Below are 11,986 nucleotides of genomic sequence, written 5' to 3' on the forward strand. Positions count from 1 at the left end.
CGGCTCCCCTCGCTGCTCCCGGGCCAAGCCTATAAGGACCGACGTCGCGGGGTAAGCCGCCAGTTGTTCAGCGGACGGCCGGCCGGCGCTGCCAGTACGTCCACAGCGGCCGGTACCCCTGCGCGTACCAGAACGGCGTCGACAGCGGGTTCGCCGCCGCGTGGTGCAGGAGGACGACGTCGGCGCCTTCCTCGTCCAGGACGTGGTGGGCGTGCGCGGCCAGCGCGGTACCGACACCGGACGACCGCGCGGTCTCCGCGACGGCCAGCGACGACAGGTAGCCGACGCGGGACGCCTTCACGCGGTCGCTGATCCAGCCGGTCTCGCCGGGGTGCTGGACGTTGACCATGCCGAGCGGGCGGCCGTACAGCTCGGCGATCCACAGTGGCGGCTCCGGGCGGTTCAGCTGCTCCGCCAGGTCCTTGGCCATGATGTCCTCGACGCCCTGGCGGAAGTTGACCGTGCCGTACTGCGCGTCGAAGGTGTGCAGTTCCAGGCCCAGCGCGACGACGGTTTCGAGGTCGCGCGGCTCGGCGCGGCGGATCTTGACGCCGGGTGTGCCGCGCGGGCCCGCCGGGATCATCCGCTCGGCCGGGCGGACCGCGATCACCCGCAGCGGCGCGAAGCCGTGGTGCAGCATTTCGCGCGTGCCGGCGGCGTCGCGGCTCGCTCGCGGCACGATCGCCGCGGTCTCGGTGTCGCCGCGCTCGGCGACCGCGCGCAGATGTTCATCCCATCGTGTGAGCAGCGCGTCGAGGGCTTCGGCCGGCCGCGGGCCGGCCAGCTGGAGGTCGAGCCGGTGCTCGGTGAGCGCCCGCCACGGCGCGTTCGGCGCGTCCTGGTCGACCTGGATGCGCGAGGCGAGGGCGGAGGCGGCGGAGTCACCCGTCGCGACCTCCAGCACCACGGCGTTTTCGGCCGCCTCGAAGGAAGAAGAACCGGGGAGCAGGGAGTCCACCGCCGCGAGCCGGGCCGCGTGTTCGGTGGCTATCACGTCGCTGTGCATGGGTTCATTGAAGCGCTACCCGGGCCGCCGCGTGCAGGGGACTTACCCCTGCTTGTGCACCCGTTGTTTCACCCCTTGGTCCACGCAGGTCAGCGCCATCGAGGCATTGTTAACCCTGGGGTGATCTCCTACTGTCTCGAAAGGGACACGGGTACGCCCTACGGGGTACGGTATGGCCCTTGTCCACACCCGAAGTCACGGATCAGTACCGGTGGACAAGCCGGGAGGGAAGGTCGGATGCCGGACACCAACGCCCACGGCGACGCCGGAGCGCAGGCGCAGCCCGGGCCGGGAGCCGCTTCCGGGACACCGCCCGTCTCCGCCGAAGCCCGCACCGACGAACGCCGGTTCCGCGCGTACACCTTCGCCGTCCTGAGCATCGGGCTCGTCGCCGCGTTCGCCGTCGGCTCGTGGCTGCCGTTCCACTGGGACAGCAGGCTGCTGTGGATCGGGCCGGTGCTCGCGGTCGCGTTCCTGCTCGCCGAGCAGCTCGGCATCAACGTCGACGTCCGCAGCGGTATCTCGTGGACCATCTCGTTCACCGAGATCCCGCTCGTCATCGGGTTCTTCGTCGCGCCGTTCGAAGTCGTGCTGGCCGCGCACCTGGTCGCCGGCATCGGCACGCTGCTCGCGCGCAAGGTCGCCGGCCGCGTCCTCTACAACGCGGGCGCGTTCCTGCTCGAGATCACCGGCGCCTTCGGGGTCGCCGGGCTGGTGAAGGTCGCCGTCGGCGCCGGGGCGGGCGACAAGATCCCGTGGGTCGCCGCGCTGGCGGGCACCCTGACCGCGCCGCTGGTGAGCACGCTGCTCGCGCTGGCCGCGGTCCGCGTCCTGCGGCGCCGCATGCGGGTCAGCACCGCCGTCCGGCTCACCGCGCGGATCCTGGTCGTCGGGTTCGTCAACGCCTCCGTCGGCCTGTCCGGCTACCTCGTCATTTCGAACACGCCCAAGGCGTGGCCGCTGGTGCTCGCCGTCTTCCTCGGCCTGACCGCGCTCTACTGGGCCTACTCCGACCTGCTGCGCGAGCAGCGGGACATGGAGGCGCTGTCCGACGTCAGCCTGATGGTCGCCCGCTCCGGCCAGCAGGCCGCGGCGCGCCCGGCCAGCCGCGCGGACGAGCTCGTCGGCGGCGTCGACGTCCGCGAGTGGGCCACGATCGCCGAGCGCATCAAGGACCAGCTGGCGGCCGGCCGCGTCGTGCTGCGGCTGCGGCTCGAACCGAAGGACGCCATGCGCGTCGTCGTCGCCGGCGAGGACCTGCCGGTCGCCGACCCGGCCGCCGACGACCCGCTGCTGCGCCTGCCCGGCGCGCACGTCCGGCACTTCCGGATCACCGAAGCCAACCCCGACGTCCGTGCGGCGCTGCTCGACCGCGGCGCGCAGGAGGCGCTCGTCGTGCCGCTGCGCAGCGCGAACCAGCTGCTCGGCGTCGTCGAGGCGCACGACCGGCTGTCCCGCTGGCGCGGGTTCGGCAAGTACGACGTCCAGCTGCTCGGCACGATGGCCAGCCACCTGGCGACGTCGCTGGACAACCGGCGCCTGCTCGCGACCCTGCGCCACGACGCCTACCACGACCCGCTCACCGGGCACCTGAACCGGCCGGGCTTCCGGCAGGTGGCGAAGGAACCGTTGCGGGACTTCGCGAACGCCGTCGTGCTGCGGATCGACCTCGACGTCTTCTCGACGGTCAGCGACGCGCTGGGCTACGCGTGGGCCGACCGGATGGTGATCGCCGCCGGCCGCCGCATCCGCGACGCGCTCGGCCCCGACGTCCCGCTCGCCCGCCTGGAAGGCGCGTCCTTCGCGGCGCTGCTCGTCGGCTGCCCGCCGGAGGACGCGCACGCGGCGGCGGAACGGCTGCGCGAAGAGCTGTCCGCGCCGTACCCGGTGGACCGGCTGTCGGTCGAGGCGAACGCGATGATCGGCTACGCGACGACGACGCCCGAGGAGTCCGGCGACGTCGTCGACATCGAAGGCCTCCTGCAGCGCGCCGACGTCGCCGTCCGGGCGACGAAGGGCGGCGAAGAGGTCCGCGGTTACGTGCCGAGCATGGGCCAGATCTTCCTGCGCCGCTTCCAGATGGTCACGCAGTTCCGGCAGTCTCTCGAGGACGGCCAGGTCAGCGTCCACTACCAGCCGAAGATCACCCTGCCGAACCGGCAGGTGCAGGGCGTCGAGGCGCTGGTGCGCTGGGTGCACCCGGAGTTCGGCAGGCTCGGCCCGGACGAGTTCGTCCCGGCGATCGAGGCGGCCGGCCTGATCGGCGTCCTGACGGGTTTCGTGCTCGGCGAGGCGCTCAAGCGCTGCCGGAAGTGGCTCGACGAGGGCCTGCGGATTTCGGTGGCGGTCAACCTGTCGGTCCGCAACCTGGCCGACGAGGACTTCCCGAACAAGGTCGCCCGCGAGCTGGAGCACTACGGCATCCCGCCGGAGCTGCTGACGTTCGAGCTGACCGAGTCCGGCGTGATGTCCGACCCGCAGAAGGCGCTGCCGATCCTGCGCGAGCTGCACTCGCTCGGCATCACGCTCGCGGTGGACGACTTCGGGACGGGCTACTCGTCGCTGGCCTACCTGCGGCAGCTACCGGTCGACCAGGTGAAGATCGACAAGAGCTTCGTCCTCGGCATGGGCACCGACCTCGGCGACCTCGCGGTGGTCCGGTCGATCGTCGAGCTGGGGCACTCGCTCGGGCTGACGGTGGTGGCCGAGGGCGTCGAGGAGGACGTGGCGCGCGACCAGCTGGAGGCGATGGGCTGCGACGTCGCGCAGGGCTACCTGATCTCACGTCCGCTGCCGGAGGACCGCCTGGAGGCGTGGCTGCAGGCCCGCACGGCGCGCTCCCCTGGCCGCCACTCCGAGACCGTGCTTACCCTGCTGACCTGAGGTTTTGCGGTTAGCGGACCCCGGGTGCACGACGGGGTGACGGCCCTTGCTAATCTTTCCAAGTCCTCGCGAGAGGCAGGCCCCTTTAGCTCAGTCGGCAGAGCGTCTCCATGGTAAGGAGAAGGTCTACGGTTCGATTCCGTAAAGGGGCTCTCGACCTCAGCCGCGTCACGCCAGCGTGTCGCGGCTTGGGTCATGTAAGGGCGGTGTAGCTCAGTTGGCAGAGCAAGCGGCTCATAATCGCTGTGTCGCCGGTTCAAGTCCGGCCACCGCTACGCGGTAACGACGGGGCTGGCCCCCGGACCTGAGAGAGAAGGAAACGCTGTGGCTGCCACCGACGTGCGACCCAAGATCACGCTGGCGTGCGAAGAGTGCAAGCACCGCAACTACATCACCAAGAAGAACCGGCGCAACAACCCGGATCGCCTGGAGATGAAGAAGTTCTGCCCGAACTGCGGTACGCACCGGACGCACAAGGAAACCCGCTGACGTAGCGCGTTCACCCAGCTTTCGAGAAGCCGCCCTGGACCACCAGGGCGGCTTCTTGCTGTTGGTAGCCTCCTCGGGTGCCCTTGGACGAGTCGTTCACCGGGCGGGTGTACCCGCCGCAGACCAGCTACGAAGTGAGCCGGGAGAAGATCCGCGAGTTCGCCGACGCGATCGGCGACGAAAACCCGGTCTACCGCGACCCGGAGGCGGCCCGCGCGGCGGGTCACCCGGACGTGATCGCGCCACCGACGTTCATCACGATCGTCAACCTGGCGGCGATCAACGCGATCGTGAGCGACCCGGAGCTCGGGCTCGACTACTCGCGCATGGTTCACGGCGACCAGCAGTTCAGCTACAGCCGCCCGGTGCGGGTGGGCGACAGGCTGCTGCTGACGACGCACATCGACAAGATCATGGCCCGCGCGGGCAACGACTTCATCAACTTGCGAGCGGAGATCGCCGACGGCGACGGCGAGCACATCGCCACGACGAGGGCCCAGCTGGTGGTCCGGGGGGAGGACGCGTGAACGTCGGCGACGAGCTGCCCTCGATCGAGCTGAGGGTGACGCGCGAGCAGCTGGTCCGCTACGCGGGAGCGTCCCTGGACTTCAACCCGATCCACTGGAACGAGGAGTTCGCGAAGGGCGTGGGACTCCCGGACGTGATCGCCCACGGAATGCTGACGATGGCCCTGGCCGGCCGGGTGGTGACGGACTGGCTGGGAGACCCGGCAAGGCTGATCGACCTGAGCGCCCGCTTCACCAGGCCGGTGGTGGTCCCCAACACGCCCGAGGGAGCAACGGTGGAGTTCTCCGGCAAGGTGGGGGCGGTCAACGACGACGGAACCGCCAGGATCGACCTGGTGGCCAAGTTCGACGGGAAGACGGTCCTGGGCAAGCCGCAGGCATTGGTGCGCGCCTAGCGTCAGCGAGACCACCGCAAGGGGCAACGAGAACGAGCACCGAGACCAGCTTCGGGGTGCCGGAAGAGAACTCAGGGAAGCTTCAAAACCCCGAGCACGGCATCAGCCATCCCCTGCTCACCACGCACATTGGGATGCAGCGGAGCGGTCCGCGAGGCGGGGATGACGCCTTCGACCCAGCGGGTGTCGGAAGCCGAGCAGACATCATGCCCCTTGCTGGGAGCAGCGGTATCGGCATAACCGGCGTGATGGGCATCGGCTTGATCTTCAAGCATCTTGTTCAACTTCCCGAGCGCCCCACGGAAGTAGTCGACATCGCCGGAACCAACGGGAAGAACGGGCCAGCACCCATCCCCATCAGGCAAGACGGTCGGATACCCGACGACAACGATCTTGGCCTTGGGCGCCTTCTGGTGGATCTTGTCGAGCACGGCCCCCACCTTCGGCGCGGCGGCATCGATCCGCTCAGCGAGCTGATCGTGCCCACCGGCGGTCAACCGATCCCGGCAAGGCGACCCGGAGGGATGAGCGGTGGCACAGGAAGCGGCGATGGAGATGAACCCGACGTCGTTCCCGCCGATCCCGAGCGTGACGAGCGTGGTCTTGGAGTTGACGGCGTCGAGCTGAGCCGGATTGGTCCCGTCGGAAGTCTTCTGCGGCGAGGTCAAATTCGCCGTCGTAGCCCCGCTGCAGCTGACGTCGGCCAGTTCGGCGGGCTTCAACTTCGCCGAGACGACGTGCGGGTAGTTGTCGAGCGAACGCTGGCACCCGGGCGGCGGACCGGCTTGCCGTCCGTTGTGCGGCGAGGACGTGTAGGAGTCGCCCAAAGCCACATACCGGCCCGTCCCGCCCCCCGTCTCGGCCCCGGTGTCCGGAGGAGCCGACGAAGAGCCGTGCTGCCACTTGTAGTACCCGAAGGCCAGCAGGCCGACGACGAGCACGACGACGAGGCAGCCGCCCCCGCTGTTCTTCGCCACCCTTCGTTTCTACCGGTGCGAGGCCGGTTCCGAAGTCGGCGATCCGGGTGACTAGGGGGAACCGCCGAACCCCGCTCCGTGACGATGATCTCCGTCACACCAGCTCGGCGGCGAGCTCCAGCGCGTGATCGACGTCCTTGGCGACGTAGTGCAGATCGACCAGGACCTCGGTGATGCCCAGCTCACGGGCCACGTCCAGGCAGGGACCGACGTCGGCGACCGTCTCGACGCCGGTGCCCGCACGCGGGTTGATCCGCAGGACCCGCCGCAGGTCGCCGGGGTCGCGCCCGGCCTTCTCGGCCGCGTCGAGCGCGACCGCCCAGAGGCCGATCAGGTACTCCTTGGGCATCCACCCGGCGAGCCAGCCGTCGGCCCGCCGTCCGACCCGGGCGAGCGCGGGCGGCGAGAACCCGCCGAGCAGCACCGGCGGCCGCGGCGCCTGCGCCGGGCGCAGGCCGACCGTCGACGGCGCGATCCGCCACTGCGGGCCCTCGTGCGCCACCGGGTCGCCGGTCCACAGTGCCTCGAGAGCGTCCAGGACGTCGTCGAGCCGCTTGCCGCGGCCCTCCCACGGGACGCCCGTCGCGAAGTACTCCTCGCGCAGCCAGCCGAGCCCGAGCCCGACGTCCAGCCGGCCGCCGCTGGCGAGGTCGAGCGAGGTCAGGGCCCTGGCGAGCAGCACGGGGGAATACACCGGGCCGGTCAGAGCGCTCATCCCCAGGCGGGCCGTGCGGGTCACCGCCGCGGCGGTCGCCAAGGTCGTGAACGGGTCCGCGAAGGTCTCGAACTCCTTGGGGTACGGGTGCTCCGGCGTCCCGCCGCCCGGGTAGAGGTCCGAGGGCGCGTGCGGTGTCAGGATCCGGTCGCCGACCCACAGGGACCCGAAACCCAGGTCCTCGGCGGCGGTCGCGAAGCGCGCGACGGCCGCGGGGTCGGCGAGCGAGCCGTACTGCGGCAGCGCGAGCCCCAGCCGCGTCCCGCTCACCGGTGAGCGGGACTCCGGGTTGTCCGTCATGGCGGACATCCTGGCATGATCAGGTGGCCGGCGGGGAGTTTTCCGCAGGCCGGCCGGGGTACGGCGGTCGATCGGGGGGCGCGGTTGCGGGCTCTCGCGAGGCTTGCCGTAGACTTCGGGACTTGGAACGCACTACGGTCATCCCCGCCTGGATGGTGGGGACGATGGAATGCGTCCAACGGGGCTCCGAGCGATCGGGGCTCCACAGGGGTGTAGCTCAATTGGCAGAGCAGCGGTCTCCAAAACCGCAGGTTGCAGGTTCAAGTCCTGTCACCCCTGCGTAACGGAACTGGTGGAGCGGAGGAGTGGTCGTGAGCGACAGCGACGCCAGCGGCGGCGAGCAGGAGCAGGACGGCACCGGGCAGAAGCCCGAGAGCCAGTCCCGTCCCGTCACAGCCGCTGCCCGGCGTGAGCGCCGTGCGACCGCTCGCCCGGCGGGCAAGTCCGCGGCACGTGCGGACGACAAGACCCGGCCGGCCGGCAAGTCGGGGGAGAAGACCGCTCCCGACGCGAAGGGCGCTCCGACCCCGAAGCGGGACCAGAAGGCGAAGAAGGCCTCCGTGTTCGCGCGGCTCATGCGCTTCATCCGCGAGGTCTGGGCGGAGCTGCGCAAGGTCATCTGGCCGAACCGCAAGCAGATGGTCACCTACACCGCGGTCGTGCTGGCCTTCGTCGTGTTCATGGTGGCCCTGGTGAGCGTGCTCGACCTGGCATTCAAGTGGGGCATCGGCAAGATCTTCGGCTGACGCGCCCCGGCGCGCGCCGATGGGGCTCAGGTCCCGGCCTGACCCCGGCAATGATCAACTGAGAGGACGGAACGTGACCTCCGACAACGGCACATCAGCCGGTCACGACCTGACCGAGCTTTCCGACGAGCAGGTGCACGCGGCACTCGGTGACGAGGAGTCCGCGCACCTGGAGCCCGTCGAGGTGTCCGACGAGGTCGACGCAGCCGCTTCCGATGACGAGGACGCTTCCGCCGAGGCCGCGGCCGACGAGGACGTGACCGACGAGGTCGCCGAACCCGCCGAGGACGACGAGGACCCGGTCGCGAAGCTGCGCGCCGAGCTGCTCGCCGCGCCCGGCGAGTGGTACGTCGTGCACTCCTACGCCGGCTACGAGAACAAGGTGAAGACCAACCTCGAGACCCGGACCCAGACCCTGGACGTCGAGGACTACATCTTCCAGATCGAGGTCCCGACCGAAGAGGTCACCGAGATCAAGAACGGCCAGCGCAAGCAGGTGCAGCGCAAGGTGCTGCCCGGCTACATCCTGGTCCGGATGGACCTGAACGACGCCTCGTGGAGTGCGGTGCGCAACACGCCGGGTGTCACGGGGTTCGTCGGCGCCACCTCGCGGCCGTCGCCGCTGACCGTGGACGAGGTGCTGAAGTTCCTCGCCCCGCAGGTCGAGAAGGAAGCCCCGGCCAAGGCCAGCAAGGGCGAGGCCGCCGCGGCCGCGCCGCTCGGCGGCCCGGCCGTCGAGGTCGACTTCGAGGTCGGCGAGTCGGTCACGGTCATGGACGGCCCGTTCGCGACGCTGCCGGCGACGATCTCCGAGGTCAACGTCGACGGGCAGAAGCTGAAGGTCCTGGTGTCGATCTTCGGCCGGGAGACCCCGGTCGAGCTGTCGTTCAACCAGGTCTCCAAGATCTGAGGCCGGCCTTTCCGGCCGCAGTCCCCGCGTCCACGGCAGGTACGCGGGGAACGTAGTACAGGACAGGAAAAGAAATGCCACCCAAGAAGAAGAAGCTTGCGGCGATCATCAAGCTGCAGATCAAGGCGGGTGCGGCCAACCCCGCGCCGCCGGTCGGCCCGGCGCTGGGTCAGCACGGCGTCAACATCATGGAGTTCTGCAAGGCCTACAACGCCGCGACCGAGTCGCAGCGCGGGGACGTCGTCCCGGTCGAGATCTCCGTGTACGAGGACCGGTCGTTCGACTTCAAGCTGAAGACGCCGCCGGCCGCGAAGCTGCTGCTGAAGGCCGCGGGCGTGGAGAAGGGCTCCGGCGAGCCGCACAAGACCAAGGTCGCCAAGGTCACCTGGGACCAGGTCCGCGAGATCGCCAAGACCAAGGAGACCGACCTCAACGCGCACGACATCGACCAGGCCGCGAAGATCATCGCCGGCACCGCCCGGTCGATGGGCATCACGGTCGTCGACGCCTGACGTCTGCAGCTCCACCCGTGGGAGAGCCGAGTGCTGGCTCTGACACCACACTGATCCGTTTTTGAAGTAAGGACAGAAGCATGACCAAGCACAGCAAGGCTTACCGCCAGGCTGCGGAACTCGTCGACAAGGCGCGCCTGTACGCGCCGCTCGAGGCCGCGAAGCTGGCGAAGGAGACCTCCAAGACCAAGATGGACGCGACCGTCGAGGTCGCGATGCGTCTCGGTGTGGACCCCCGCAAGGCCGACCAGATGGTCCGCGGCACCGTGAACCTGCCGCACGGCACCGGTAAGACCGCCCGCGTCATCGTCTTCGCCGTCGGCGACAAGGCCGCCGAGGCCGAAGCCGCCGGCGCGGACGCGGTCGGCACCGACGAACTGATCGAGCGCATCCAGGGTGGCTGGCTCGACTTCGACGCCGCGATCGCGACGCCGGACCAGATGGCCAAGGTGGGCCGCATCGCCCGCATCCTCGGCCCGCGTGGCCTGATGCCGAACCCGAAGACCGGCACGGTGACCCCCGCGGTCGAGAAGGCCGTGAAGGACATCAAGGGCGGTAAGATCAACTTCCGCGTCGACAAGCAGGCCAACCTGCACCTGGTGATCGGCAAGGCTTCCTTCGACACGGAGAAGCTGGTCGAGAACTACGCGGCGGCGCTGGACGAGATCCTCCGCGCCAAGCCGTCGTCGGCGAAGGGCCGCTACCTGAAGAAGGTCACCTTCACCACGACGATGGGCCCGGGCATCCCGGTCGACCCGCTGCGGACCCGCAACCTCCTCGCCGAGGATGCGGCTGTCTGAGTCGGACATCACCGGAAAGGGCGCTCCCGCTTGCTGCGGGGGCGCCCTTTCTTCATGTCTCATGGAGGTCATGCCGACTTTCGCGTCGTTCGACGGCCTCCGGTTGAACTACACGGTGTGGGAGGGCGACGGCGCCCACCACCCGGTGCTGCTGCAACACGGCTTCGCGGCCGACACGAACGCGAACTGGATCTCCACCGGCGTGGTCGCGGCCCTGCGCGCCGCCGGGCTCACGGTCATTTCCCTGGACGCCCGCGGCCACGGCCGTTCGGAGAAGCCCCACGACGAAGCGGCGTACACGGGCGACTGCATGGCCCGCGACATCTCGGCACTGCTGGACGAGCTGGCCCTGGACGAGGTGTCCCTGGCCGGCTACTCGATGGGCGCGATCATCGCGCTCGCGGCGACAGCGTCGGACAAGCGGATCCGCAGGCTGGCGACGGGCGGAGTGGGATCGGGCATCGTCGACTTCGGCGGCGTCGACCTGCGGGTGGTGAAGCCGGCGGAGATCGCTTCGGCACTGCTGGCCGAGGACCCGTCGACGGTGCCGCCCTCAGGCGTCCCGTTCCGCCTGCTGGCCGACGCGGTGGGCGGCGACCGCCAGGCGCTGGCGGCGGTGGCGCTGGCATCGGCGTCGCAGGAGGGGAGCCTGAACCTGTCGGCGATCGGCGTCCCGACGCTGGTGCTGGCGGGCGACCAGGACCTGCTGGCGGCAGAGCCGGAGAGGCTGGCAGCGGCCATCGCGGGGGCGCGGTTGGTGCGCATCCCGGGTGACCACATGACGGCCGTGATGTCGCCGGTGTTCTCGGAGGCCCTGGTGGCGTTTTTGACCGCGCCGCAGCCTCGCTGAGTCAGCTGGTCGGCGGTGCCGCGGGGCAGGGGGTGGGTTCGTTGGTGTGCTCGACGATCAGCCACTGGCCCTTCGGCACCTTCGCCACGGTGAACGCGCCGAGCGCGGGACCGCCCTCGATACCGAACTGGCACGAGCTGATCGTGAACCGGTCACCCGGGATCGGCTCCGAGACGTACGACGGCATCGACTCGGCGTACTTGTTCTTGTTGGTGACCTTGCGGTTCAGCTCGTGCACCGCGACCTGGCAGTCCGCGTAACCCAGGTCCTGGGCGAACTTCTGCTGGATGGGCTCGTCCATCCGCCCGCACGCCTGCGGGACGAGGTTCTGCGCGACAGCGTCGTAGACCTCGCGGACGGCTTCGTAAGGGCTGGTCGAGAGGATGTGGTTCGTCTGGTACTTCCCGCCGCCCTCCTGGGCGAGCTGGGCAGAGGTCTTGCCCGAGTCGTTGGGGAAGAAGTGGTTGTACAGCCACGTTCCCGCCACGCCGAGGATCACGATCGCCAGCACCCACGCGATCACCTTCTTGCCCAGCCAGCTCAACCACCGCGGCGCGCGGCGGCGCTCGGTCGGGACCAGCTGGTAGCCCGGCGGGATCATCGGGGGCTGGGCGCCGCCCGCGGGCTGGGGCGATGACGGCGGGGCCTGGACCACCCCGGCGTCCGGTGGTGGGGCCGGCTGGTTGCCCTGCTGGGTCTGGGTGAAGCGCAGGTAGTCCTGGAACTGCTGGAACTGGCGGAACTGCTCGAGGTCCGCCGGATCGATCGGTGGCTGTGGGGCGGGCGCGTTGGAGCCCGCCGGTTCGATCTCCGCTCCCGGCTTTCCGTCATCGCGCTGCTCCGCCACGTCACCATGATGCCCCACGCGGCCGCGAA

General features: G+C 69.8%; 13 protein-coding genes and 3 tRNA genes. 12 read left to right on the forward strand and 4 right to left on the reverse strand.

Going from position 1 to position 11,986, the window contains the following annotated elements; translation table 11 throughout:
- Window positions 1–67 precede the first annotated feature (67 nt).
- Complete coding sequence (locus ACWEVP_RS10410; protein WP_452062299.1) at window positions 68–1,006, reverse strand: GNAT family N-acetyltransferase; 939 nt, start codon at window positions 1,004–1,006, stop codon at window positions 68–70.
- Between the two features lie 237 nt (window positions 1,007–1,243).
- Between ACWEVP_RS10410 and ACWEVP_RS10415 the strand changes: the two genes are divergently transcribed.
- The 6 genes from ACWEVP_RS10415 (at window position 1,244) to ACWEVP_RS10440 (ending at window position 5,300) form a co-directional block, all read left to right on the forward strand.
- A complete protein-coding gene (locus ACWEVP_RS10415; RefSeq protein ID WP_452062300.1) occupies window positions 1,244–3,889 on the forward strand; it encodes a putative bifunctional diguanylate cyclase/phosphodiesterase in 2,646 nt (881 codons plus the stop codon).
- 79 nt (window positions 3,890–3,968) lie between these two features.
- A tRNA-Thr gene (locus ACWEVP_RS10420) sits at window positions 3,969–4,041 on the forward strand.
- Window positions 4,042–4,091: 50 nt separating this feature from the next.
- A tRNA-Met gene (locus ACWEVP_RS10425) sits at window positions 4,092–4,164 on the forward strand.
- Window positions 4,165–4,213: 49 nt separating this feature from the next.
- The gene (gene rpmG, locus ACWEVP_RS10430; protein ID WP_005152047.1) at window positions 4,214–4,378 is read left to right on the forward strand and encodes a 50S ribosomal protein L33; all 165 of its coding nucleotides are present in this window, start codon (window positions 4,214–4,216) and stop codon (window positions 4,376–4,378) included.
- Window positions 4,379–4,455: 77 nt separating this feature from the next.
- Window positions 4,456–4,905: a MaoC family dehydratase N-terminal domain-containing protein gene (locus tag ACWEVP_RS10435; RefSeq protein ID WP_452062301.1), complete on the forward strand. Its 450-nt coding sequence runs from the start codon at window positions 4,456–4,458 to the stop codon at window positions 4,903–4,905.
- Window positions 4,902–5,300 carry a MaoC family dehydratase gene (locus ACWEVP_RS10440; protein WP_452062302.1) on the forward strand — a complete coding sequence of 133 codons (399 nt, stop codon included), beginning with the start codon at window positions 4,902–4,904 and terminating at the stop codon, window positions 5,298–5,300. Before ACWEVP_RS10435 ends, ACWEVP_RS10440 begins: the two co-directional genes overlap by 4 nt.
- A 71-nt stretch (window positions 5,301–5,371) precedes the next feature.
- Here the strand turns inward: ACWEVP_RS10440 and ACWEVP_RS10445 are convergent, their stop codons facing one another.
- Together ACWEVP_RS10445 and ACWEVP_RS10450 are read right to left on the reverse strand one after the other, a co-directional pair.
- On the reverse strand, window positions 5,372–6,277 hold the full coding sequence (locus ACWEVP_RS10445; RefSeq protein ID WP_452062303.1) for an SGNH/GDSL hydrolase family protein: 906 nt from the start codon (window positions 6,275–6,277) through the stop codon (window positions 5,372–5,374).
- Between the two features lie 94 nt (window positions 6,278–6,371).
- Window positions 6,372–7,301 carry a TIGR03619 family F420-dependent LLM class oxidoreductase gene (locus tag ACWEVP_RS10450; RefSeq protein WP_452062304.1) on the reverse strand — a complete coding sequence of 310 codons (930 nt, stop codon included), beginning with the start codon at window positions 7,299–7,301 and terminating at the stop codon, window positions 6,372–6,374.
- 197 nt (window positions 7,302–7,498) lie between these two features.
- On the opposite strand from ACWEVP_RS10450, the gene ACWEVP_RS10455 reads away from it, so the two are divergent.
- The 6 genes from ACWEVP_RS10455 to ACWEVP_RS10480 all read left to right on the forward strand — a co-directional run bounded on the left by ACWEVP_RS10455 (window position 7,499) and on the right by ACWEVP_RS10480 (window position 11,110).
- A tRNA-Trp gene (locus tag ACWEVP_RS10455) sits at window positions 7,499–7,571 on the forward strand.
- 26 nt (window positions 7,572–7,597) lie between these two features.
- A complete protein-coding gene (secE, locus tag ACWEVP_RS10460) occupies window positions 7,598–8,038 on the forward strand; it encodes a preprotein translocase subunit SecE (RefSeq protein WP_364460561.1) in 441 nt (146 codons plus the stop codon).
- A 73-nt stretch (window positions 8,039–8,111) separates the two neighbouring features.
- Window positions 8,112–8,948 carry a transcription termination/antitermination protein NusG gene (nusG, locus tag ACWEVP_RS10465; protein ID WP_452062305.1) on the forward strand — a complete coding sequence of 279 codons (837 nt, stop codon included), beginning with the start codon at window positions 8,112–8,114 and terminating at the stop codon, window positions 8,946–8,948.
- A gap of 74 nt (window positions 8,949–9,022) precedes the next feature.
- A complete protein-coding gene (gene rplK, locus ACWEVP_RS10470; protein ID WP_043781763.1) occupies window positions 9,023–9,460 on the forward strand; it encodes a 50S ribosomal protein L11 in 438 nt (145 codons plus the stop codon).
- 80 nt (window positions 9,461–9,540) lie between these two features.
- Window positions 9,541–10,260: a 50S ribosomal protein L1 gene (gene rplA / locus ACWEVP_RS10475; RefSeq protein WP_452062306.1), complete on the forward strand. Its 720-nt coding sequence runs from the start codon at window positions 9,541–9,543 to the stop codon at window positions 10,258–10,260.
- A 70-nt stretch (window positions 10,261–10,330) separates the two neighbouring features.
- The gene (locus ACWEVP_RS10480; RefSeq protein WP_452062307.1) at window positions 10,331–11,110 is read left to right on the forward strand and encodes an alpha/beta fold hydrolase; all 780 of its coding nucleotides are present in this window, start codon (window positions 10,331–10,333) and stop codon (window positions 11,108–11,110) included.
- Window position 11,111: 1 nt separating this feature from the next.
- On the opposite strand, the gene ACWEVP_RS10485 is transcribed toward ACWEVP_RS10480, so the two are convergent.
- A complete protein-coding gene (locus ACWEVP_RS10485) occupies window positions 11,112–11,957 on the reverse strand; it encodes a hypothetical protein (protein WP_452062308.1) in 846 nt (281 codons plus the stop codon).
- Window positions 11,958–11,986 lie beyond the last annotated feature (29 nt).

This window comes from Amycolatopsis sp. NPDC003865 (genome assembly GCF_053605345.1).

Bases quoted from the DNA above. Each gene is read 5' to 3' on its own strand.
- rplA (WP_452062306.1), top strand. From the start codon at position 9,541: ATGACCAAGCACAGCAAGGCTTACCGCCAGGCTGCGGAACTCGTCGAC.
- ACWEVP_RS10410 (WP_452062299.1), bottom strand. From the start codon at position 1,006: ATGCACAGCGACGTGATAGCCACCGAACACGCGGCCCGGCTCGCGGCG.
- ACWEVP_RS10450 (WP_452062304.1), bottom strand. From the start codon at position 7,301: ATGTCCGCCATGACGGACAACCCGGAGTCCCGCTCACCGGTGAGCGGG.
- rplK (WP_043781763.1), top strand. From the start codon at position 9,023: ATGCCACCCAAGAAGAAGAAGCTTGCGGCGATCATCAAGCTGCAGATC.
- ACWEVP_RS10480 (WP_452062307.1), top strand. From the start codon at position 10,331: ATGCCGACTTTCGCGTCGTTCGACGGCCTCCGGTTGAACTACACGGTG.
- ACWEVP_RS10415 (WP_452062300.1), top strand. From the start codon at position 1,244: ATGCCGGACACCAACGCCCACGGCGACGCCGGAGCGCAGGCGCAGCCC.